The sequence below is a fragment of the Pseudoalteromonas sp. SiA1 genome (assembly GCF_018732205.1).
In the GTDB taxonomy this organism is placed as follows: Bacteria; Pseudomonadota; Gammaproteobacteria; order Enterobacterales; family Alteromonadaceae; genus Pseudoalteromonas; species Pseudoalteromonas tetraodonis.
The window spans coordinates 1,509,232-1,532,965 of record NZ_CP076084.1 but is presented as its reverse complement, the minus strand read 5'-3'; the positions used below and the strand labels follow the sequence as shown (position 1 = coordinate 1,532,965).

Annotated in this window: 16 protein-coding genes; 5 read left to right on the top strand and 11 right to left on the bottom strand. The window is 39.5% G+C overall.

Going from position 1 to position 23,734, the window contains the following annotated elements:
* Positions 1 to 114: 114 nt before the first annotated feature.
* Together KK487_RS07080 and KK487_RS07075 are read right to left on the bottom strand one after the other, a co-directional pair.
* Positions 115 to 1,608: a tryptophan halogenase family protein gene (locus KK487_RS07080; RefSeq protein ID WP_215522107.1), complete on the bottom strand. Its 1,494-nt coding sequence runs from the start codon at positions 1,606 to 1,608 to the stop codon at positions 115 to 117.
* 118 nt (positions 1,609 to 1,726) lie between these two features.
* A complete protein-coding gene (locus KK487_RS07075) occupies positions 1,727 to 4,519 on the bottom strand; it encodes a TonB-dependent receptor (protein ID WP_016899528.1) in 2,793 nt (930 codons plus the stop codon).
* 658 nt (positions 4,520 to 5,177) lie between these two features.
* Here KK487_RS07075 and KK487_RS07070 point away from each other — a divergent pair.
* Complete coding sequence (locus KK487_RS07070) at positions 5,178 to 6,818, top strand: alpha-glucosidase family protein (protein WP_016899530.1); 1,641 nt, start codon at positions 5,178 to 5,180, stop codon at positions 6,816 to 6,818.
* 53 nt (positions 6,819 to 6,871) lie between these two features.
* Here KK487_RS07070 and KK487_RS07065 read toward each other — a convergent pair whose 3' ends face one another.
* The gene (locus KK487_RS07065; RefSeq protein WP_016899531.1) at positions 6,872 to 7,426 is read right to left on the bottom strand and encodes a TIGR00645 family protein; all 555 of its coding nucleotides are present in this window, start codon (positions 7,424 to 7,426) and stop codon (positions 6,872 to 6,874) included.
* Positions 7,427 to 7,669: 243 nt separating this feature from the next.
* Here KK487_RS07065 and KK487_RS07060 point away from each other — a divergent pair, with 243 nt between their 5' ends.
* Complete coding sequence (locus KK487_RS07060; RefSeq protein WP_016899532.1) at positions 7,670 to 7,912, top strand: hypothetical protein; 243 nt, start codon at positions 7,670 to 7,672, stop codon at positions 7,910 to 7,912.
* Positions 7,913 to 8,079: 167 nt separating this feature from the next.
* Here KK487_RS07060 and topA read toward each other — a convergent pair whose 3' ends face one another.
* Positions 8,080 to 10,788 carry a type I DNA topoisomerase gene (gene topA / locus KK487_RS07055; protein ID WP_033102497.1) on the bottom strand — a complete coding sequence of 903 codons (2,709 nt, stop codon included), beginning with the start codon at positions 10,786 to 10,788 and terminating at the stop codon, positions 8,080 to 8,082.
* 253 nt (positions 10,789 to 11,041) lie between these two features.
* Positions 11,042 to 13,753: an autotransporter outer membrane beta-barrel domain-containing protein gene (locus tag KK487_RS07050; protein ID WP_028835836.1), complete on the bottom strand. Its 2,712-nt coding sequence runs from the start codon at positions 13,751 to 13,753 to the stop codon at positions 11,042 to 11,044.
* 185 nt (positions 13,754 to 13,938) lie between these two features.
* On the opposite strand from KK487_RS07050, the gene KK487_RS07045 reads away from it, so the two are divergent.
* Positions 13,939 to 15,270, top strand: a complete 1,332-nt coding sequence (locus KK487_RS07045) for a dicarboxylate/amino acid:cation symporter (protein WP_013464802.1) — start codon at positions 13,939 to 13,941, stop codon at positions 15,268 to 15,270.
* Between the two features lie 83 nt (positions 15,271 to 15,353).
* Here KK487_RS07045 and sohB read toward each other — a convergent pair whose 3' ends face one another.
* A complete protein-coding gene (gene sohB, locus KK487_RS07040) occupies positions 15,354 to 16,370 on the bottom strand; it encodes a protease SohB (RefSeq protein ID WP_215522106.1) in 1,017 nt (338 codons plus the stop codon).
* Between the two features lie 100 nt (positions 16,371 to 16,470).
* A complete protein-coding gene (locus KK487_RS07035) occupies positions 16,471 to 18,906 on the bottom strand; it encodes a VolA/Pla-1 family phospholipase (protein WP_096038406.1) in 2,436 nt (811 codons plus the stop codon).
* Between the two features lie 207 nt (positions 18,907 to 19,113).
* On the opposite strand from KK487_RS07035, the gene KK487_RS07030 reads away from it, so the two are divergent.
* The gene (locus KK487_RS07030; protein WP_016899536.1) at positions 19,114 to 19,860 is read left to right on the top strand and encodes a YciK family oxidoreductase; all 747 of its coding nucleotides are present in this window, start codon (positions 19,114 to 19,116) and stop codon (positions 19,858 to 19,860) included.
* A gap of 61 nt (positions 19,861 to 19,921) precedes the next feature.
* Here KK487_RS07030 and rluB read toward each other — a convergent pair whose 3' ends face one another.
* The 4 genes from rluB to KK487_RS07010 all read right to left on the bottom strand — a co-directional run bounded on the left by rluB (position 19,922) and on the right by KK487_RS07010 (position 22,686).
* Complete coding sequence (gene rluB, locus KK487_RS07025) at positions 19,922 to 20,791, bottom strand: 23S rRNA pseudouridine(2605) synthase RluB (protein WP_008110001.1); 870 nt, start codon at positions 20,789 to 20,791, stop codon at positions 19,922 to 19,924.
* The gene (gene scpB / locus KK487_RS07020) at positions 20,788 to 21,378 is read right to left on the bottom strand and encodes an SMC-Scp complex subunit ScpB (protein ID WP_013464798.1); all 591 of its coding nucleotides are present in this window, start codon (positions 21,376 to 21,378) and stop codon (positions 20,788 to 20,790) included. Before scpB ends, rluB begins: the two co-directional genes overlap by 4 nt.
* 151 nt (positions 21,379 to 21,529) lie before the next feature.
* Positions 21,530 to 22,051: an EF-hand domain-containing protein gene (locus tag KK487_RS07015; RefSeq protein ID WP_013464797.1), complete on the bottom strand. Its 522-nt coding sequence runs from the start codon at positions 22,049 to 22,051 to the stop codon at positions 21,530 to 21,532.
* 203 nt (positions 22,052 to 22,254) lie between these two features.
* Entirely contained in the window at positions 22,255 to 22,686 is a 432-nt protein-coding gene (locus KK487_RS07010) for a hypothetical protein (protein WP_013464796.1), read from the bottom strand.
* A 240-nt stretch (positions 22,687 to 22,926) separates the two neighbouring features.
* Here KK487_RS07010 and xthA point away from each other — a divergent pair, with 240 nt between their 5' ends.
* Positions 22,927 to 23,733, top strand: coding sequence for an exodeoxyribonuclease III (gene xthA / locus KK487_RS07005; RefSeq protein ID WP_013464795.1), 807 nt, complete (start codon positions 22,927 to 22,929; stop codon positions 23,731 to 23,733).
* Position 23,734 lies beyond the last annotated feature (1 nt).

Sequence of the window (23,734 nt, the reverse complement as noted above, 5' to 3'; positions counted from 1 at the left end):
TTTATACTAAAGCTAACTGTAGTTTGGTTACAGTTGCTGCATACGTATTCACAGCTATATTCAGACCCTGTTAACCCAAAAATTAAACTGCCAGCATGAAACTTTTTTTGGGGCTTACTTTGGTTTTAAACTACTTAAAAATACGGTGTGACTTGGCAGTTGCTCTACCGTTGAATTTATTAATGTTTTTAAATTACTAAATAACTCGGCTAATTGCTCATTGGTTAATGAATCTGCTAGTGCACCGTAATCATCGGGTAATAGGCCTTGACCTATCATGACTTGTTGCCATGCCACTTCGGCAAATAACTCGTCGTTTTCGCGCACTACTTTGCCTGTTTGTTTAAATAAATCCATTTTATGCGCTAACGATTGCGGAATTTCCATTTGCTTACATTGACGCCAAAATGGAGTATCTTCCCGCTCAGTTAGCTTATAGTGCAAAATAATGAAGTCACGAATATGCTCGATTTCGGTGATGCTTTGCTTATTAAATTCTGTTACTAACGCATCACTAACCCCATGGCGAGGAAATAACTTAATTAAACGCGTCACAGCACTTTGTATTAGGTGAATACTGGTTGATTCAAGTGGCTCTAAAAACCCACTCGATAAGCCAATGGCAACGACGTTTTTATGCCACTGTTTTAAACGACGACCCGTTTTAAACTTAATTAATCGGGGTTCAGTAATAGGCTCTGCAGGAAGATTATTGAGTAATAATTGTTTTGCATCGTCATCAGATATATAGCGGCTACAATATACTAAGCCATTCCCCATTCTGTGCTGTAATGGAATTTGCCACTGCCAACCGGCACTGTGCGCAATTGAACGTGTATAAGGTTTTAATTCATCATTTGATGCTGTTTGTACTGCAATGGCGCTATCGCAGGGTAAGTAGTGCGACCAATCTACAAACCCAGTATTGAGTGTTTGCTCAATCAATAAGGCACGCAAGCCCGTACAATCTAAAAATAAATCGCCACTGATACTGCTGCCATCATCAAGGGTTAGGCTCTGAATATTGCCACTGGTTGGGCACTGCATGACCTCATTAATTTTAGCATCTAGATGTTTTACCCCCCGCTCTGTGGCTAAGTGCTTTAAAAACTCAGCATACAAACTGGCGTCAAAATGATACGCGTAGCTTAATCCTGGCAACGACGTGTTAGAAATGGTATTCAGTGGAGCAAATTTATTGTTTTTCGCAGCCTGATAATTTAATGAAAAATCCCAAAAATCATCTTTGTTGCCTTGCGTTTGGCCTTTAAGCCAAAAATTATAAAAGTCACAAAAAGGAAAGTTTTTACCCAAAGTGCCAAACGCATGCATATAACTGTGTGCTGAGCTTTTCCAGTTTTCAAACTCAATACCAAGCTTAATCGTCGCGTTAGTGGCATTTATAAAGTGTTGTTCATTGATACCCAATGCATTATTTAGCTGCATTATAGGGGGAATAGTGGCTTCCCCTACGCCCACTGTGCCAATGTGAGTTGATTCTATTAGGGTAATATTAATTACTTTACCTAATACTTTATTTAACAGTGCAGCGGCTATCCATCCAGCTGTACCACCGCCTGCAATGACGACGTGTTTTATTGGCTTCATATTATTGCTCACTTTTTTAAATCAGAATTTAAAAAGTTTGATAAAACTTAGGTAAGGTAGTTATAAAAAAGCCCTTGTAAAACTAATTACAAGGGCTAATAACTTAACTAAATTTCAGTTAAAGCTTGTAGCTAAATCCAAGAATAAAGTTACGCCCATAATCTTGGTAATCACGCACTTGTAAAGCATTATCACCACTTAGTGTTGTAAATGGTTCTTCAGTGATATTTTGTACTTGGAATGTCACATTTAAGCCATCTAAGCTCTCAACACCTGCTTCGCCAAAATCGTAACCAACTTGTACGTCCCAAATTGTTTCACCTAAGATATTCACTTGCTGAGTTTCATAACCTGCGTTGTAAATATCACCTTTAAAGTCGCTACGCTTACGCATACTAGTACGTGCTTGGAAGCCATAGTTTTCATAATAAAAAGTTATGCTTTCAATTTTATCCGACAAACCAGGTAATTCGTATTCATTACCGTTTTGATCTTCAATATCTTGTTCAATTCCTGTATGGCTGGCAATTAAACCAAAACCTTCTAATGAATCACTAAAAATATTAAACGGTAGAGCAAGAGACAATTCATAGCCCCAAAGATCTCCACCACCGCCATTCACTTTACCTGATCCAGTACCGGTACTATTCTCTGGTATCTCACCCGTTGAAGGGTTAGCAACTCCTGACATATCAACTTCGTATACACCATCAAATATCCATTGGCTTAAGTCTTTATAAAATACAGCCGCTGAGAAGTATCCTTCTGCACTAAAGTAGTTTTCATAAGTAAAATCAAAACCCGTTGCTTCTTTTGGTTCAAGTGTAGGATTACCACCAGATACTGACCAATAGTTGCCATTCTCATCAGGACGCTCAGAATTGTAGCTCGCATTAACAGAAGCATTCATTTCATCTAGGCGGGCTCGTGAGATAGTTTTAGCGGCACCAAAACGCACAGTTTGATTTTCATCTAGCGCTAAAGATAAATTAAGACTAGGTAAAACATGACTATAATCGTGTGACACATTGTTAGGAACGGCGTCAACTAGACCAGTCACGTCATTCGGCACAGCCGCAAAACCTTGCGAAGATTGCTCAGTTCTAACATAGCGAACACCAAAGTTACCTGTTAATGGTAGTTCACCTACTTCAGCATTAATATCAGCTTGAACAAAAAAAGCCGTAACTTTTTCTTGAACTGTGTACGACTGCGTAGTGTGTTTTATATCCGTTAAACTTTCTTGAATTGAGTCATAATATCCATCGTCAACTAGTGCACGGGTATCATAGGCAATCATATCCCCCATACCGATAAAGCCTAAGCTAGCTGTTCCGAGGCGATATTGATCTGGAACGACAAGCGTACCAGGATTATCTAATGAGAAATCGCTTAATGTTAAGTAATACCCTTCAGACTTTTTACTCTTCTCGCGGTCGCGATATGACATACCAAAACTTACTTTGCTTAAGTAATCGTTTTCTAATAGCTTGCTTGCTGCTAGTTTTAAAGTATGTAGTTCATCATTAACTTCAGGTGCATTAATAAAGCCATCTTGTGCGGTGTTTTGATAAGCCGTATCATTTAAGCCGTACTTATTATTTAGCGCTGAGCTGGTTCCCCATGACAAAGGACCACCTAACTGAATTAAAGCATAATCACTATAATCTAACTCGTGGCTAAATTTGGCGCCGGTATTGCCGCCATCAAGTGAGTAACCAATGTTGTCAGCAATACCGTTTGCATCGCCACGGCCTGTGCCAGAATAACTTTGTAAGCTCCAGTCCTTACGCTCAACTTCAGATAAGCTCGCATCAAACTCTACCGACCATGAATCGTCAATGTCATATTTAGTATTAAATCCAAATTGCGTTAATTCAGCATCACGTTCTTCAACATCATTGCGAACTACAACGCGTTGACCTTGCGTTGTTGCACTGGTGATAAAGCCAGACTGTTCATCTACAGTAACACTATTCGGGTCGATGCTACCTTGACCCCAGGCGAAAGGTACTTCAATACCACGTAAGATTTTTTCATCGTTAAAATCTACATATAACGCATCAAACGTCATGTTTAGACGATCATTTGGTGCAGCTTCCACTACTAGCATCGCTGAATCACGTTCAAGTGTTGATGAACGTACGAATGGTTTAGCGCCGCCTAAGATTGAATAATTCTGTCCATCAACGTCGAATTCAGGGTATCCCCAAGAATTCCAGCGTTTTTCTTGATTTGGTGAGCTCATTGTGTTGTAAGCAAATGCAACACCTATAGTGTCATCTGCAAACTGATCAATGTATGAAACCGTGCCACGAAAGCCTTTATCATCACCATCAGGGTTTAGCTTATCAAAACCTGACTGCTCTAACTGACCATTAAACATGATCACGCGCTCGCCTTTACTTAAAGGCTTTACCGTTTGCATGTCGATTACACCGGCAATACCTTCTGCTTCAATGCTAGCACTTGGTGTTTTATAAACGGTTACGCCGCTCATTATTTCTGATGGGTAAAGGTCAAACTCAACACCACGGTTGTCACCAATCGATACTTGCTCACGACCATTAAATGTGGTTGCGCTTTCGTTTTCGCTAAAACCACGAACACTTACACGACTAGCACGGCCATCAAGACGCTGGGCTGTTAAACCAGGTAAGCGTGCAATTGACTCAGCAATAGATGTATCTGGAAGTTTACCAATGTCTTCTGCAGAAATTGACTCAACCACCTGTGTTGAAAAACGCTTAGTATTAATTGATTCAACAACACTACCGCGAAAACCTTTTACTTCGATAATTTCTACATCATCATTTTTTATTGTTTCTTCTTGTGCCGCAGTGGTGGCAAAGCTTGATAGTCCGGCAGCAGTTAATGCTAGCGTTAGTATACTTGGTTTGAACATAGCCATAATGTTTTCCCGTTACCCATAATGTGATACCCGCTTACTTGCTTAAGTGATAGTTAAGCCTGCGAGCTTATTTTGTTGTCAGGATGAATATTAACGCTCGTATTATTTTATTAACAACTTTATGCATACGTATTCAAAGTTACACCACACGCATTAAGTTAACATTAAATTTACACACTATTTTATAAGTTACTGTTTTATTATGAGTTATTTTAGTGCAATTAGCATTTATAGCTTTAATGATAGTCATTATTTATTTTTTGATAAAATAAGTGTGTCATTAAACATAAATAAAGTGACACGACGCTATTTTATTTTCTAATTTATTATTATGGAGAACATTTATTTATGTACAATTGGTAAGACCAATATTAATAATCACCAATTTAGTGCACCCCCTTATTTTTAAGCACCTAAATAACGCAAACAATAAATTAACAATTTAACAAACCAAATTGGTAAAGAGATATTCAATAAACCGGCGTTAAAATCGATGAAATAAGCGATTGATTTAACCTCTTTTAATGGCCTTAAAACGGTGCATACGTATGCAGACTTTTTACAGTATGACGGGCTTCAAGTATGCTTTTTCAAATAAACGAGGATTAACACCTCTAAAAAAGAACAACACAAAGACAGTGTGAAAACGGAGAAAGGCATGGCCCAAAAGCAATGGTATAAAGGTGCGGTTATTTATCAGGTTTATCCGCGTAGCTTTCAAGATAGCAACAACGATGGCATTGGTGACTTAAAAGGGATAATTAATCGCATTGATTACATTAAAAGCTTAGGGGTGGATGCTATCTGGATCTCACCTTTCTTTAAATCACCTATGAAAGATTTTGGTTATGATATTAGCGACTATCGCGATATCGACCCGCTTTTTGGTAACTTAGATGATTTTGATGAGCTCATTGCGCAAGCACATCAACGCGATATTAAAATTATTATAGACCAAGTGCTTAGTCACACCTCAGATCAACACCAATGGTTTATTGATAGCCGTGAAGATTTAACCAACGATAAAGCTGATTGGTATGTATGGGCCGATGCTAAAGAAGACGGAACAGCACCAAACAACTGGTTGTCAATTTTTGGTGGCGGTGCATGGCAATGGGAGCCGCGTCGTGGACAATACTACTTACATAACTTTTTCACGGAACAGCCTGATCTTAATTTTCATAACCCTGATGTTCGCCAAGCTGTATTAGATAATGTTGAGTTTTGGCTTAAAAAAGGCGTTGATGGTTTTAGGTTAGATGCAATTAACTTTTGTTACCATGACGCACAGCTTCGTGATAATCCTGCAAAACCAAAAGAAAAGCGTCAGGGCCGTGGTTTTAGTGAAGACAATCCGTATGCTTTTCAGTATCACTACTACAACAACACACAGCCAGAAAACATTGAGTTTATGCGTGACATTCGCACCTTACTCAATAAATACCCAGGAACCGTGTCACTGGGTGAAATTTCATCTGAAGATTCATTAGCCACCATGGCAGAATACACCCAAGGCGGCGATAAATTGCACATGGGTTACAGCTTTGAGCTACTTACTGATGACTACTCGAGTGAATATATAAGAAACACCGTTACTACACTTGAACAACGTATGACTGAAGGCTGGCCTTGCTGGGCATTTAGTAACCATGACGTAGAGCGCGTTGCAAGCCGTTGGAGCGAAACGGGTGAAGTAAACCCTGCGCAATGTAAGATGTTAACCGCCCTATTGGCCTCGTTACGTGGTAGCGTGTGTATGTATCAAGGTGAAGAACTCGGGCTCGGTGAAGCCAGTGTTGCGTTTGAAGATTTACAAGACCCATACGGCATTACGTTTTGGCCAAACTTTAAAGGCCGTGATGGTTGTCGTACCCCAATGCCTTGGGAAAACCTTGATAGCTCACATGCCAATGCTCACAATGCGGGCTTTAGTGAAGTAAAACCGTGGTTACCTGTTGATCAACAACATAGACTGCAAGCAGTTGCTGAACAAGAGAATGATTCAAACTCAATATTAAATGCGTACCGTGAATTTATGGCATGGCGTAAAAACCAGCCGGTATTACTTGAAGGTGATATTGAGTTTTTACAAACCAAAGAGCCAATCTTAGCGTTTTACCGTACTCTAAACGATGAAAAAATGTTGTGTGTATTCAATTTGAGTGCTTCACAAGCAAAACTTACTATTAATGCAAGTGTTGAAAATGAACATAGCGACCTTTCTCATCACAACGCAAAGCTTGATAATGAAACACTGACAGTTGAGCCATTTGGTTGTTATTACGCCCACTGCAGTTAATATTTATATTATTATAAAAAACCCGAGCACTGCTCGGGTTTTTTTAGCATTTTTTAATGGCTAATTGTTTTACTATTTAAGTAATCAGTAAATGCAAACAGTACACCCGACACAACAAAGGTAACGTGTATCAGCACTTTCCAGAGTAATTCATCACTTGAATGAGATGCAGAGCTTATAAACACCTTTAGTAGCTCAACGGCTGAAATGGCGACTATTGCACTAATCAGTTTCATTTTTAAACCAGAAAACCCTACTTTTCCCATCCATACGGGACGGTCCTCATGATTTTCTATATTAAGCTTAGAGACAAAGTTTTCGTAGCCACTAAATATAATAATTAATAAAAGTCCAGCTAACAAAGCGGTATCAACCAAAGTTAATATACCCACCAACAACTCTTGATTACTGGCAGTAAACGTTGCGATCCCCATCAAATACAGCTGTTTAAAAAATTTTATTAGTAATAAAACCACAGCAAATAGTAAACCGACAAAAAATGGGGCTAATAACCAGCGTCCTTTGAATATAAACGACTCAAGAGCATGCTCTACTTTATGAACAGGTTGTATTTTTTTATTTATATTATTTGTATCTGGCTCTGACATAAGAACACCTAAAAATTAAAACGCGACATTAGCCTAAATTTAGCTGTAACACAATTAGTTAAGGTTAAACACTTTTACGCGATACGCTCATCTTGACGATAAAAATATTTCGTTTCCCTTTATTTTATATTCGATTAAAAATCAATATACCAACAGAGATGTTCTGGCTTGGTTACACTTGTTTTATGTAGGCATTGTATGAATACATAACTCGATTGTTACTCCATTTTTAGGAATAAGAAAATGAATAAAGCATTACTCGCGTTAATCGTTGCACCATTTTTCGTTTTATCTGCTGCTAATGCAGTGGCAAACGATGCTACAGACGCTTCAGCTGAGACGATTCAAGAATTCACAGAAATGTGTGTTAGTTGGGCTAAAGAAGACGACGTAAGCAATGAAGAGCTTTATAACTATGTTTTAAAGTGTGTGAATGATGAACTAACATCTGAAGGCTATAACAAAGTCACTGCTGTTAAAATTTAATGAATAATTGTGTGAATTGAACCTAAATTGGTTACATTTTTTAATCCTGTAAAGTAAAAAATCAGATTAAAAATGCCATTGCGATAGGTTTGATTTTACAAAAAAAACCGGAACTGTCACAGGCTGTGCATTCCGGTTTTTTATTACTTAAAGCGGTGAATAATTAATTATTCATCGTCTTTTTTTACTTTTGCTTTCGCTTTACTTTTAGCAGGCGCTTTTTTAGCGGCGGCTTTCTTTTTAGGCGCGGCTTTTTTCTTAGCCTCTTCTACCCATTTACCACCTTCGTAGTGTGCCGTCCAACCAGTTGCTTTGCCATCAACCTCAGTCATTACATACTGTGATTTATTCTTACGACTGTAACGCACAACAGCAAGATTACCATCAGGATCTTTAGCTGGTGCATCAGCTAAGTAGTAAAACTTAGGCGAAATACGATCTCTAAAACGCTGTAACTCTTCTACTTTGGGGGCGCGTGTTTCTCGTGATTTAGGGAACGTATTTGCTGCTAAGAAAATACCTGCAGCACCATCACGTAATACAAAATAGGCTTCAGACTTTTCACATTCTAATTCAGGAATATGAACGGGATCTTCTTTTGGTGGCGCGGCTTCGCCATTTTTTAATAACTTACGGGTATTTTTACACTCGTCATTGTTACAGCCAAAATACTTACCAAATCGACCTGATTTTAATTCCATATCAGCGCCACATTTATCACATTCAATAATAGGGCCGTCGTAACCTTTAATTTTAAACGTACCCTCTTCAACCACATGCCCATGACACGCTGGGTTATTACCACACACGTGTAGTTTACGGGTTTCATCGATAAGGTATGAATCCATCGCTGTTTCACAAATTGGACAGCGCTTCATTTGCATTAATGTTTCTGTTTCAACGTCTTCAACATCAGCTGCAACCGCTTCATCACCCGACACTAAGTTCATAGTGGTAGTACAGCGCTCTTTAGGTGGCAGGTTATAACCAGTACATCCTAAGAATACGCCCGTTGAAGCAGTACGAATACCCATTTTTCTGCCACACGTTGGGCAGTCAATGTCGGTTTCTACCATTTGATTAAGACGCATACCGCCTTCATCGGGTTCACCTTTGGCAATATTCAATTGCGTTGAAAAATCAGCGTAAAATTTATCGAGAACTTGCGTCCAAACACGCTCACCTTCGGCGATATCATCTAAACGGCCTTCCATTTTAGCGGTAAAATCGAAGTTCATTAAATCGGTAAAGTTTTCAACAAGGCGATCGGTGACAATCTCCCCCATTTTTTCAGCGAAAAAGCGACGATTTTCTACTCGTACATAACCACGGTCTTGTATCGTTGATATAATAGAGGCATACGTAGATGGACGACCAATCCCACGTTTCTCGAGCTCTTTAACTAAGCTTGCTTCACTAAAACGAGCCGGTGGCTTAGTAAAGTGCTGCTTAGGATCAAGCTCAACTAACGTGAGAACCTCGCCTTGCTTAACAGCAGGCAGCGATTGATCTTCTTCATTCTTTTTACGTACTGCCGGTTGCACTTTAGTCCAACCATCAAAACGTAAAACACGTCCTTTTGCTTTCAATGTAAAATCGTTGGCAGCGACCGTTAAGGTGGTTAAATCGTACTCAGCTGGCACCATTTGACAGGCCACAAACTGACGCCAAATAAGCTCATAAAGCTTTTTCGCATCGGCGTCCACACCTTCAACATGCCCAGAAAGCACAGATACGCTAGAAGGACGAATCGCTTCGTGCGCCTCTTGTGCATTACCTTTAGAGCTATAGTTAATCGGATCAGCAGGTAAATACTTGGCACCAAACTCATTGGTTACGTATTCGCGACACATTTCAACCGCATCTTTCGATAAATTAGTTGAATCGGTACGCATATAAGTAATATAACCCCCCTCGTATAAACGCTGGGCAAGCATCATGGTCTTTTTAACGCCATAACCTAATCGGGTACTTGCTGCTTGTTGCATTGTTGAAGTAATAAATGGCGCACTTGGACGGCTCTTACTTGGTTTCTCTTCAACGCTGACAACTTTATATTCGGCATTCTCAAGGCTTTTAACTGCTGCACTAGCCTGAGCTTCATTTACTGGCTTAAATGGCTTGTCTGCTTGTTTAGTGACTTCTAAACGTAGGTCAGACTCGCTATTTTTAACATCGGCATGAATGTCCCAAAATTCTTCAGGAATAAATGCTTTAATTTCACGTTCGCGTTCAACTAATAAACGCACTGCAACAGATTGCACTCGACCCGCTGATAAACCACGCGCTACTTTAGCCCATAATAGGGGCGATACCATAAAGCCAACAACACGGTCTAAGAAGCGACGGGTCTGCTGTGCATAAACCATGTCGGTGTTTAACTCACCTGGGGTTTCGAATGCTTGTTGTATTGCATTTTTAGTGATTTCGTTAAAAACAACACGCTTATATTTTTCTGGCTCGCCACCAATTATTTCTTGAAGGTGCCAAGCAATAGCTTCCCCTTCTCTATCCAAATCCGTTGCGAGATAGATTTGATCAGCATTTTGGGCAAGCTTTTGTAATTCTTGAACAACCTTTTCTTTACCCGGCAATATTTCGTAATGTGGCTCCCATCCTTTTTCAGGATCGATGCCCATTCGCGCGACTAAGTTAGTATAGTCACGTTGCTGTTTATACGCTGCTTTCTCATCAGGTGGCATTTTACGCACCTCAGCAGGCGTTTTGCTTGCTGGTGCTTTGTTTTTGCCAGAACCTGAAGTAGGTAAATCTCGTACGTGTCCAATACTGGACTTAACGATAAAATCATTACCTAAGTATTTATTAATTGTTTTAGCCTTAGCAGGTGACTCTACAATTACTAGCGATTTGCCCATAGTTGCCTATTTCTAACCTAGTTTTTTAAATGTGTTTAGCCGACTCATGCGGCGCGAATATTTATAGGTATATCTACAAACACTAGTTCTTACAAGCTTTTAATACAAACTTTTCAGTATTTACTGAATAAACAAACAATTTCTGTTGTAAATTTAATCAAACCAGTGCTTTTTGAATAATTGATGTGGAATATATAGAATAGAAACAAAAATGCCAACCTTATTGGTTGGCATTTTCTATGCTTTATTAATTTTAAACCTTAGGCTCGTCTAAAATCGACATCACGGTATATTGAGTTTTCACTCCACCAGGGGTCACAAATTCGATGTATAAAAAGCCAGAATCAACATCATTTGGCTCAGCCTCTTTTGTAATATTTACTGAAACAGAGATAGGCACTTGTTGAGCAGTATTCACAACGGTGTAATCTGTTAACCCTCTTAACACACCATTGTCGGCAGTGACAGTAACTGTAGTACCTGCAGGCAATGGATTATTATGAATATCACTGAAGAAGATAGTCACTGAAATCGCGCTGTAAGGTGTGGAATTGCTAATATCAATAAGGTTTATGTCACACATACCCGCCATATCGGAAGCTTCTAAGCGAATACCATCACTTAAACTACAGTCATCTAAAGCCGTTACAGCTCTAATGTAAGGTGTACTTCCAGACATCACTAACTCTGAACGATCGCGTACATTTACTGTTTCACGCGTACATGCATTTGCAGCAAGCGCCTCGTCACTACATAACAAGCCATTGTAAATGCCATCGCCGGAATCAAACTGACCATTATTTAGTGCACCAGAGCGCTCCACATACCACTCATCCTCACCGCCATTAGAATTTACAGGGTTCGCAGGTGCGGGTAAATTTCCGTCAAAAATACCGTTTTCATTAAAATCTATAAATGCTTCAGGTAAATCTTGTAATGTAGAATCAAACTCGTTTTGATTAAATTCACCGTTAGCAGATACATCATTAAATGATTCTTCACCCACTGAGTATGCTAGCAAGCTTACACGACCACCTAATGGATAATCTATTGGCGCATTACTTGGCGCATCCGCAAGTGATATCGGGTTACCGCTACTATCAAGATAGGTAAGTAGATTGCCGTTTGTGTCTAGTTGTGACTCTCTGATACCTAATGTACAAGGTGCTGCTTGACCAAAAAAACGGTCACACTTATCAGCCACAGAGTTTTTATAAATGCTGTAATGATAAGGAATTGGGTTTTGGCTACGCCACTGCGCTTTACACACACCATCTATGGTGCGACAAAGTAATAAAGGCGTAAATTGTTGATCATCTATTGTGCCAACTGCACCACCTTCACTGGCAATATAAATTGCCGTGTTATCAGGAACAAAATTATTAAAGTGATCGGCTGCAAATACAGTTAAGTCTGTAGTCACCCCAGCTTCATTTAGTGATTCTGTATTAAATGTTTGTACTGCAAGCGTAAAACTGTCTTGATCTGGCACACCAGTGGTAATGGTTATGTCATTTGACACAATAGAGATCACATTATTTTGTGATGTATCGCCACTCACAACTTGATGTGATGCAATAACAGATAAAACTCCTGCGGCTCTTCCTGAGCGGACATTTACAGTCACTAAACCTTCATTATTGGTAAACTGAAATGCACTGTCTAGCAACGCGCCGCCGGGGTTTTGCGAAAGAGCAAAATCAATTTGCTTTTGACCAACAGGGTTACCATTAATATCTAAAAGTTTAAAGGTAAGCTCTGAATTTTCAGTGAGAGTCTGACCGCCAGCTCCTTTAATAGCTAACACTTGATTGGTCACACCCATAAACGCGATTGAACCCGTTTGAGCGGCAGCTACATTAATATTAATTGTTTTAGTGGCAACGTTGCCACCGGTAACCACGGTTGCTGTAATCGTATCTATACCATTACAACCATCCGCTTTATAAGTTGCGCTTGCCGTGCCGCCAATGCTAGTTACCACACTATCGATAGTGGCTCTAGGAGTAGATTCTTCTGCACATGCCGAGGTAAATTGTACTTCAAGTGGAGTGGTGAATAAGTTATTGCTGCCATCTACAATCTGAGCGGTAATAATAGTAGTAGAACCTGCAGACAACACATCACCAGTTGCAATACCCGCGCTTAAATTTACATTTACTTGAACAGCGTTAATTTCAAATAAAGCACTCGCAACGCCGCCCTGAGCGGTTAACTCAACTTGGCCAACACCTGAGCTACTGCCAGGCAATAAATTCAAAATAGCAACACCAAACGCATCCGTTTTAGCCGTTAAGCTTTCAGGTAATAAAATACCTAGCGTTGTTGTCGCTTGAACCAGTACATTACTTGCTGGCGTATTACTGCCAGGTTTGGTGATTTTTGCGTATACAATAGCTTGTTGCCCAAGTAAGTTACTATTTTGAGAACAGTCAGATGGATCAAGCTCTATAGAATCTCTGTCTATATTTAACCAACTATCAGGGCAGTTTTGTAAAATTTTAATGTCAATATTTGCGGTTGAGTCATTCGATTGAGGCTCATCACCTGCCGTGTAAAAGCCAAGTTTACTTGTTGCGTCTTCGTAGCTGGCAACAATGGTTCCTGCTCCTTCAACACTACCCGCGCTAAGCTCGATAGTTGCAACACCGCTGGAATTTGTTAAAGCGCTACCTGTAGCCGGTATAAAAGAACCCAGTGTTGTGGTAAAGCTGACCTCTTGACGCACAACAGGTTGACCATCACTTCCGGTTACCGTTGCAACCACCTCTAGCGGGTTATCGGCAGTAACAATTCTATCTTCAAAATCAAGTTCAACTTGAATTGCTTGTTCGACAACGTCTCCACCGGTGCCTCCAGTATCACCGCCAACGGTTCCACTTTCTTTTTCCAGTGAGCCACCACCGCCACAGGCGATGAGTAATGTGCTGAGCCATATAATGCTGAGCAAACGAGTTAAAGGCATAGGTTTCTCCGTTGCGCTATTACTAAGTTAAACTTATTTACTTAATGTTAACCTATAACTTAGTCTAAAATCTCAGTTTTTTACTCCTTTTTTTGATAAAAATTTTTAAAAAGTTGACGTTTTTTCTGTAAAAAAAATTACATGCTGTTAGTCTATGCCAAATTTATAAAAAATAGATTGGAAATATGTCTAAAATCCGTTCAATGAGTTTAACTACTCGCATCATGATTGGTATGGTGCTTGGTGTTGCAGTAGGCTTTATATTTCAGGCTATATTAGCTGGTGAAGACGATTACCTAATTCCTCTTGGGTTATTCTCTTTGCCAATTAAAGCCTTTTTTGTTGATGGCCTTTTTCATGTAGGTGGGCAAATATTTATAGCCAGTTTGAAAATGCTGGTTGTGCCTTTAGTATTTGTATCGCTGGTATGTGGTACCTGCAGTTTAAGCGATCCGAAGAAACTAGGCCGTTTAGGCGGTAAATCAATTGGTTTATACTTAGTTACAACGGCAATAGCGATTACAGTCGCGATTACCTTAGCGTTACTATTTAACCCAGGTGAAGGCATTGGGTTACCCTCTCAAGCAAGTTATGATGCCAAAGAAGCGCCTACTTTAGCTCGCGTAATTATTGATATGTTCCCTACCAACCCTTTTGAAGCAATGGCAAAGGGCAACATGTTACAAGTAATTGTGTTTGCTCTATTATTCGGTATTGCAATGGCACTTAGCGGAAAAGCAGGTAAACGTGTCGCTACTGTATTTGAAGACTTAAACACCGTTATCTTAAAACTGGTTACTTTGCTAATGAACATTGCCCCTTACGGCGTATTTTTCTTAATGGCTAAATTGTTCACTACCATTGAACTAAACTTAATTGTGAGTTTAGCTAAGTACTTTGGCGTGGTTGTATTAGCCTTATTACTACACGCATTTGTAAACTACACCCTACTGCTAAAAATACTCACGGGTCTAAACCCGCTCACTTTCTTGGCTAAAATGAAGCACACTTGTTTATTTGCTTTTAGTACCTCAAGTTCAAGCGCGACTATGCCTATTACACTTGAAACGGCAACTAAAAAGCTTGGCGCTAATAATTCGGTCGCTTCGTTTACTATTCCGCTTGGTGCAACCATTAACATGGATGGCACCGCAATTATGCAAGGTGTGGCTACGGTATTTATCGCTCAGGTATTTAGTGTTGACTTAACTATTTCTGATTACTTAATGGTGATACTAACTGCAACGCTTGCCTCTGTTGGTACGGCGGGTGTACCTGGTGTTGGTTTAATTATGCTAGCCATGGTACTTAACCAAGTTGGCTTACCTGTTGAGGGCATCGCCATTATTATTGGTGTAGACAGATTGCTTGATATGACCCGTACAGCAGTAAACGTAACGGGTGACTGTATGGTTACGTGTGTCGTCGCTAAAAGCGAAGGTGAACTAGATGAAAGTATCTTTAACGACCCAAATGCAGCAAAAGATTTAGAGGACTACCACAAATCTATTGATTAGTATTTCTGACAATAGTCATAAAAAAAGCCTTGCTACTTCGTTAAGTAACAAGGCTTTTTTGTTGGGTTTAAGTGATTAAATTATTAAGGGTTTAACGCCTTAAACTTTGACATTAAACTTACACCCGCTTTATTCACACCATGGCTCAAACCCATTGCCAGCTTGTCACTTAATCCTTTTTTAATCTTGTATTGCACTTTAAAAATTTGATATTGCTGTTGTTGCTCTAACAACGCATCATCGCTGGTTTTAATAGTATCGACTAACCCTTTTTCAATTGCTTGGGTTGCAAACCAATGTTCACCCGTTGCCACTAAATCCATATTTAAACTTGGGCGCTGAGTGCTCACAAAAGTTTTAAACAATACATGAGTTTGCTCTATCTCTTCGCGGAACTTTTCACGAGCTTTATCGGTATTTTCACCAAATAAAGTTAACGTGCGTTTAAATTCACCCGCCGTAATTTGCTCAAACTCGACATCATTTTTCTTTAAAATTTTATTAAAATTTGGAATTTGTGCAATAACACCAATAGAGCCAACAATTGCAAACGGTGCTGCAATAATATGATCAGCCACACAAGCCATCATGTAACCACCACTGGCGGCGACTTTATCTATTGATACAGTCAACTCAATACCGGCTGACTTTAAACGTTGTAATTGTGATGCGGCTAAACCATAGCCATGTACCACACCACCACCACTTTCAAGGCGAACTAACACTTTATCTTTTTTTGCATCCGCTATCGAAATTATCGCGGTCACTTCTTCGCGCAAGCTTTCTACTTCATGTGCGTCCATACTGCCATTAAAGTCAATAACATAGAGTCGTGATTTAGGCGCTTCTTTGTCCGCTTTTTTTTGCTCTGCTTTTTGTTGTTTTTGATAGGCTTTTAACTCTTTTTTACCTAGCGTATTATTTAAAAAGCTTTCTTTTATATTGGTCAGCTGCTCTGATAGGTCATCAATTTCAATCTCACCTTTTTTCGCTTTTGGCTTAACAGCCGAGCTTACAATTAAGGTTAAAATCACAGCAATAGCAATAACAAAGGTAATGGTTTTTGCAAAAAATAAGCCGTACTCGTATAAAAATTCCAACTGTGTTCTCCGTTTATAAATTTCAGCCAATTTAGCATGCTTTAAAATAAAAAAAAGCCACTATACAGTGGCTTTTTAGACTTAATTGAGTGGTTGATTATTAATTAGTCACAATATCAGTATCTGATACAGATAATAAACGTCCACGCGATGCTAGATAAGTTGCAATTTGCAATTGCATTTCTGCATTAGCTGCTGCGCTGCCCGCTGCTGTAGACGACTGTCTTTCATCTTGCGCCGGTGTCAATACCGAGCCATGATGACCTGTGTTAAATTTAACTAAATAGCTAGCGCCCATCTCTGTTGGTGCTTGAGTTGTACTCACTGTTTCTAACCCCATAAAGTTAGCTAGAGGCAGTGTACCTGCAATTGGATTGTTAGCAGTCATCGGCGGAATAACTTGGTCTGGCTTGTTACTATCAGTGCCATCACCAACAACAACATTCATATACACAGGTGTTTCTAGTGCTTTAACCGTTGCTGCGTAGTTAGTCGGATCGCCGCTATCTAATGCAGTTTGTGCTGCAAATACAAACTGCGTCATCACACCCTTGATGTTAGCCAGTTTATCAGCTTCTCCCGCCATAGTTAGCGATGCTGCAAATTCATTAAAGCCACAGCTTAAGAAGTCCTGCATGTCTGGTAACAAGGCACCACAGTTTGATAACGCACCAGCATTTAAGAATGCATTAAACTCGTCAGCTTCAGCAGTTCCAGCTTGAGAAAGTACAGAGCCTTGAATAAATGGACCAAACGCGGCTGACTCTAATAAGAAGCTAGCAATACCGCCACCGCCACTTGCCAATGCAACAGCATTAACTTTAAAGAATGGGTCTACTTGATCAGCCAATGGGCTATTCGCTTGTGCAATAAATGCAGGCGCTACAATTGAGCCCAGTGAATGGCCAATATAAGATACATCTCTAGAATTGAGTGAACTATCACCACTGAAGTTTAAGCCTAAACGTAAACCAAGTAAGTCGGCACTTGACTGGCGTAAGCTATCTCTGGCGACCAATAACGAGCTTAGGTTCATGTAACTAAGTACAGAGCCTGATGTTGCGTTAAAGTCATCTGTGCCATCAACATCAACATCTATTCCACGCTCGCCATGACGAGGATGGTCAATTGCAACCGTTGCAAAGCCTTGAAGTGAAAGCTGTGCTGTTAGTGTCAACATGCTTTCTTTTTGTGTGGTAATACCGTGTTGCATAATAACTACTGGCCAGCCATTTTCTGGCATAGCAGCAAAAGGCTCTAAACCTAAGCCTGCACGGTATGCATTCACAACCGGTAAAATAGGCTTAGTAATTTGTACTGGCACAGTCGCCATACTTTGCATTTTAGGAATAACATTATACTTGGTTAAATGACGCGTGCTATCTAAACCTAAATCACGAAGCTGTCCATCACTTAACGCTGCACATGTTGCATCGTTAACGCTAATAGGATCAGTTGGGAACGCTTCACCCGCTTGCGCTTTATAACCCATGATAGCCACTGCGTTATCACACATACCTTGCCAGTAAGTATCATTTAAATCACTGATTTCTTTACCCTTCGGCGTACCTAAATACATAGGTAACTGAATACTGCCCTTTTGGTACTGTGCTACTTGGAATACGTCAGGCACCGTTACACCTTGTATTGCAAACGCTTGTTGTACATTAGCCATAGGCTGTGTTGGAATTTGCAACGCAGGCGTTGGAATTGTTGGCTCTGTTAAGCTTGCTGCTAAAATCTTTTTGATTGTGCCAAGCACAGGACCTGCTGATTGCATTGTCATGGCAGCTGAGTAAATAATATCGTCTTTGGTGATATTTCCTGAGCTTACCACTACGTTTTCGTAGCTGTTAACAGCCCCTTGCAGCGCAAGTTGTGATGGCGTTACTAACGGCGCTTCTTGTTTAACAGTCGCATATGTTGATGATGGCTCAATTGAACGACCTTCTGAATCTTTAAGCCCCGTCGTTAATACGTTAATGTATGAGCTACCGGCCTTAAATGGCTTAAGTGGAATAATAGCAACCGCGTCTCCAGAGCCTTGTGTAACAAAGTCGACACCAAAGGTTAATTCGCCCACTAATTTACATGCAGCACCGGCTGGTGCTTGTGAGCATTCGGCATCTGTTAGGCTTGCACCCATGATCACTTCAAAAATACGTACTGAGCCTGGTGAAGCTGCAGACGTTTCATCTAGACTAATGCCCGGTGGAAACGTTAAATCTATTTTAAAAGGAACTTGCGTAGACCAGCCATCAAGTGCCCCTAGTGCAAGTTGCGGATCTGCATACGCAGCGCGAGGGATAGAAACATTTTCGTCATTTAGCTCACCAGGAATGTTTAATGTGCCATCGCGCGTACCGCTCATCAATAAATCATTAGGAACCGAAATTACACCATTTGCAGGGTCAAATTTTACCGTAGCTTTTGGAATAACTGTAACTGAATCGTTTTTAACATCTTCTAACGTTTCTCCGCCGCCACAGCCTGCTAATGCAGCTGCAACTGAGAGCGAGAGTAGCATTTTTTTCATAGTGTTCTCCGCACAAATCTTATTTTTATAGTGTGTTTATAGTCAGTGTAATTAAGTTAAAATAATGTAGCTAGTATATTAATGAGACATTAGACCAGTTAAACTTAACGTAAACTTTCTAGTTTCGCCACCTAAATTTGTAATAAATTCGATTACTTGTCGATTTGCTATGTTAAAATCAAAAAAAATTTAAACATTGGTACTTTTATGCATACCTATCAAGCAACTGAAAACGCACTTAAAGACAAAGTAATTTTGATAACAGGCGCAGGTGATGGTATCGGCCGTATTGCAGCAATTACTTATGCTAAACATGGTGCAACCGTTATTTTATTAGGAAAAACAACTAATAAACTAGAATGTGTGTATGACGAAATCGTCAATGCAGGCTACCCACAGCCAGCGATTGTGCCTATGGACTTAAAAGGTGCAACTAAACAGAACTATCGTGATTTAGCCGCAACAATCGAAAGTCAATTTGGCCGCCTTGATGGACTATTAAATAACGCTGGTATTTTAGGTACTTTAGGGCCGTTGGAGCACTTTTGTTCATCAACATTCGAAAATGTAATGAAAGTAAACGTAACAGCACAAGCGATGATCACCAAAGCGTTGTTCCCTGTAATGCGTAAGTCAAAAAGTGCTTCAGTGGTATTTACCTCATCGGGTGTAGGTCGTAAAGGAAGAGAATTTTGGGGACCTTACGCTATTTCTAAGTTTGCGGTAGAGGGTATGATGCAAACATGGGCGTGTGAAGTTGAAAAAACGCCAATCCGTGTTAACTGCATCAATCCAGGCGCAACACGTACATCAATGCGTGCAAGTGCATTCCCAGGTGAAGATCGTGATTTACTAGCAACACCTGAAGATTTAATGCCAACTTACCTGTATTTAATGAGTGATGACTCAAAAGATATCAATGGCCAATCGTTAGACGCACAAGCTAAAAAGTAATATTTAGTTTTAAACGTAAAAAAGCCGCTATAAAAAGCGGCTTTGTTGTTTTATGCTTTAATTACTTACGTTTAGTCGGTTTTACACGTTGATTGTGCTTTTTAACCGCCTTGCGAATTTGGTTTATTTTAGCGCGCTTGTCTTTACGCTTTTCAGGAATAACCGACAGCTTAGTTTGTGTTTCTTTGCCAAGCTTTACTGTTTTACGTAAATAGTTAACCGTATCTAAATCATACTCAATCCAGCCACCTTGCGGTACACGCTTATCAAGCTCTAATTTACCGTAACGAATACGAATAAGACGTGATACTTCCACATCTTGTGATTGCCATAAACGACGCACTTCACGGTTACGACCTTCATTAAGCGTTACATTATACCAACGATTAATACCTTCACCGCCCATAGGCTTGATACCAGTGAACTTTGCGGGGCCATCTTCAAGTTCTACGCCACGCAGTAAGTTTTTCATTGTTTCGTCAGTGACTTCACCAAATACACGTGCTGAATATTCGCGTTCAACTTCATAGCTTGGGTGCATTAAGCGGTTTGCCAATTCACCGTCATTGGTAAACAGCATTAGGCCTGAGGTATTCACGTCTAATCGGCCTACTGCTATCCAGCGATCGCCATCAATACGAGGTAAGCGGTCAAAAACGGTTCTACGGCCTTCAGGGTCTTTACGCGTACTTAACTCACCCTCTGGTTTGTTATACATAATTACACGACAAATTCTGTCTGCTTTTTCTTCTATTTTAACGGTATGGCCGTCAACACGAATTAAATCGGTTTCTTCAACCCTGTCGCCTAACTTAGCTACTTTACCATTTACACTCACACGATTTGCATCAATGTATTTTTCCATTTCACGGCGTGAGCCTACACCTGCACGGGCTAGGACTTTTTGTAACTTTTCACCTTGTATACTCATTCGGATGGTTCTCTCACAGAAGGATCACTTAATAACTGGGTAATTTTACTTTGCTGTTGCTCTGGCAATGCGGGTAAATCATGAAGTCCCGTTATCGAAAAATAATCTAAAAATTGTTTAGTCGTTGCATAAAGTGCCGGTTTACCGGGTACTTCTTTATGCCCAACTACTTTAATCCACTCTCTTTCAAGCAGAGTTTTAATAATATTTGAGCCAGTTGCTACACCCCGCACTTGCTCAATTTCACCACGGGTAATGGGTTGCTTGTATGCAATTAACGACAGGGTTTCGAGTAAAGCTCTAGAGTATTTAGGGGCACGTTCTTGCCATAAATTACTCAACCATGGGCTTAAACTACTGCACGCTTGAAAACGATAGCCACTGCCTACCTCAACTAAACGTATTCCACGCGTCTGATAGTGAACTTGAATGGCCTCTACAGCATCATTAATGCGCGCCATAGAAATTGCTAAGTCGTTTAAAACCGTGTCCTTAAGATGACGTTTTGATACGGGCTTGCCTGCCACAAAAATCGCCGCTTCAATGATTTCAATTAATTGTTCATCACTAATTCGCCGACCAACCATAATCACTCTAAAGTTAATAAAAACACACAGCCATCTATTATGACAGAACAACGGCAAACTAGGAAAACATATTAATAAAATAACATTTTATAGGTATAAAAAAGCCAGTGAAAAACACTGGCTTGGTATCAAGTGTATTTAATAATGTAATTTAGCTATTTTTAAATTGCTCAAGTGCATCGTCCTCTGCAACAGAATCACCATGTTTTTGGATATAGCTATTAAACTCTTTTTTACTTACTCGTTTATCTTTATTGCTGTCCATGTAACCAAAATGATTTGAAATATCATCATCGTCAGCTTCAGAAACTGAAATAAAGCCGTTGCTATCATTATCTAAGCTTTTAAAGTCATTTTCTATTTTATCAAACTTCGCAATATCAGCCTTAAATGCAGACTCACTCACTTCACTATCTGTAGCAACTTTCCCAGCATTTAGCTGCATATAAGCATCATATTCATTACGGCTTATTTGATTATCCATATTTGTATCTATATTTGAAAAGTGCTGCCAAATACTATCATCGTCGGCTTCTGTTTTAGAAATAAAGCCATCGCTGTCGTTATCTAAGCTTGCAAAATCACTGTCGATTTTTTCTAAACCTTGATTTGAAGAACAAGCGGCTAAACTCAATGCGGCTAAAACAGTAGAAGCTATCGTTAATTTTTTCATCAGACGTATCCTTGTATTAATAAATTTCAAATCTAGTAATACAAATACGATGCCAAAAAAAATAAATCATTAAAATCAAACAATTAACCAAGAACAACTTCTATTACGATATTTAATAATGCAATTTTTGCAAGCTACTCTGGTAATTTTTGCAAAAAAAAAAGCTCGGTAAGAACCGAGCTATTTATATCTAATACGGTAATTTAGATTGCAGCGTTTTGGTAACGCTTAACAAAATCAGTAACGCTTTGGCCATTACACTTTAATGAATTTAAGTTACCAATTTGCTTACGTACTGGTTGTAGGCCTTGCTTTAATGCAGTCATACATAACTGTGTTTCTTGGTGTGAATCTTTTGCAAATACTTCTACTTTAGACACAACTGATTGCGTTGCTGCTTCTTTTTTTGCAATGTCACGGATGTCTTGACCGTTACATAGGATACTTTTTGAATAACGCGATAAATATACACCGTGCTTTGCTGCCATTTTACGAGCAGCCGAAAACCCCTCATTGGCGCTTACAACACATAAATTAGACTCTAATTTGTTGTCTTGGCTGTAATACGTATTGCTTTGCGCAGTAGCAGTTACAGAAACAAAAAGAGAGGCGGCTAAAAGTAATTGAGTTTTCATCAGGTGGTCCTATTTGAACGAGTTAAACAAACGATTTTTGCGCATTATATAGACAACTTTTAACATATCAATTGAATATTTTATTTATTTTATTATTTAATATTGCATTTACAATGTTTAAACATTAAGCAAAAATTGATCAACATTTGTGCAGCTATTTTCTCGTTTCAATCATGTTATGTCGCTCCAAATACTGATACAATTTGGCTAACAATGAAAATAAATTTGAAGGTAAACTTTATGAAAGTGATTTCTTTTAATATCAATGGTCTGCGTGCTCGCCTACATCAGTTACAAGCTATTATTGATAAACACCAGCCAGATATTATTGGTCTTCAAGAGATAAAAGTGCACGATGAAGCATTTCCGCTAGACGATGTACAAAAAATGGGTTACCACGTTTATTTTCATGGACAAAAAGCGCATTACGGTGTGGCAATGTTATGCAAAAAAGAGCCTAAGTCGGTATTAAAAGGCTTTTCCACCGACACAGATGAGTCGCAAAAGCGAATGATCAGCGTTACCGTAGAGCAAGAAAATGGCCGTGATCTACATGTCATGAATGGCTACTTCCCGCAAGGCGATAATATCAACCACGAAACTAAATTCCCTTATAAACGTCAATTTTATCAAGACTTAATGACTCACCTAAATAGTCATTACACACCTGATCAAGATGTAATTGTAATGGGCGATATTAATATCTCTCCAACCGATTTAGATATTGGTATTGGTGAGGTAAACGCAAAACGCTGGTTAAAAACCGGAAAATGTTCATTTCAACCCGTTGAGCGTGAATGGCTAGCAACGTTATTAAACTGGGGCTTTAAAGACACCTTTAGAGAGCAAAACCCAGAAACTAACGATCAATACTCGTGGTTTGACTACCGCTCTAAGGGTTTTGTTGATAATCGTGGACTAAGGATTGATGTGGTTCTGGCAACGCATGACTTAGCAGCTCGCTGTATCGACACCGGTATAGATTACGAATTACGTGCTATCGACAAGCCTTCAGATCATGCGCCTATTTGGTCTGAGTTTAATTAAC

Bases quoted from the DNA above. Each gene is read 5' to 3' on its own strand.
- xthA (WP_013464795.1), top strand. From the start codon at position 22,927: ATGAAAGTGATTTCTTTTAATATCAATGGTCTGCGTGCTCGCCTACAT.
- KK487_RS07060 (WP_016899532.1), top strand. From the start codon at position 7,670: ATGAATAAAGCATTACTCGCGTTAATCGTTGCACCATTTTTCGTTTTA.
- KK487_RS07030 (WP_016899536.1), top strand. From the start codon at position 19,114: ATGCATACCTATCAAGCAACTGAAAACGCACTTAAAGACAAAGTAATT.
- KK487_RS07045 (WP_013464802.1), top strand. From the start codon at position 13,939: ATGTCTAAAATCCGTTCAATGAGTTTAACTACTCGCATCATGATTGGT.
- KK487_RS07075 (WP_016899528.1), bottom strand. From the start codon at position 4,519: ATGGCTATGTTCAAACCAAGTATACTAACGCTAGCATTAACTGCTGCC.
- scpB (WP_013464798.1), bottom strand. From the start codon at position 21,378: ATGGTTGGTCGGCGAATTAGTGATGAACAATTAATTGAAATCATTGAA.
- KK487_RS07065 (WP_016899531.1), bottom strand. From the start codon at position 7,426: ATGTCAGAGCCAGATACAAATAATATAAATAAAAAAATACAACCTGTT.
- topA (WP_033102497.1), bottom strand. From the start codon at position 10,788: ATGGGCAAATCGCTAGTAATTGTAGAGTCACCTGCTAAGGCTAAAACA.
- rluB (WP_008110001.1), bottom strand. From the start codon at position 20,791: ATGAGTATACAAGGTGAAAAGTTACAAAAAGTCCTAGCCCGTGCAGGT.
- KK487_RS07035 (WP_096038406.1), bottom strand. From the start codon at position 18,906: ATGAAAAAAATGCTACTCTCGCTCTCAGTTGCAGCTGCATTAGCAGGC.
- KK487_RS07080 (WP_215522107.1), bottom strand. From the start codon at position 1,608: ATGAAGCCAATAAAACACGTCGTCATTGCAGGCGGTGGTACAGCTGGA.
- KK487_RS07050 (WP_028835836.1), bottom strand. From the start codon at position 13,753: ATGCCTTTAACTCGTTTGCTCAGCATTATATGGCTCAGCACATTACTC.
- KK487_RS07015 (WP_013464797.1), bottom strand. From the start codon at position 22,051: ATGAAAAAATTAACGATAGCTTCTACTGTTTTAGCCGCATTGAGTTTA.
- KK487_RS07070 (WP_016899530.1), top strand. From the start codon at position 5,178: ATGGCCCAAAAGCAATGGTATAAAGGTGCGGTTATTTATCAGGTTTAT.
- KK487_RS07010 (WP_013464796.1), bottom strand. From the start codon at position 22,686: ATGAAAACTCAATTACTTTTAGCCGCCTCTCTTTTTGTTTCTGTAACT.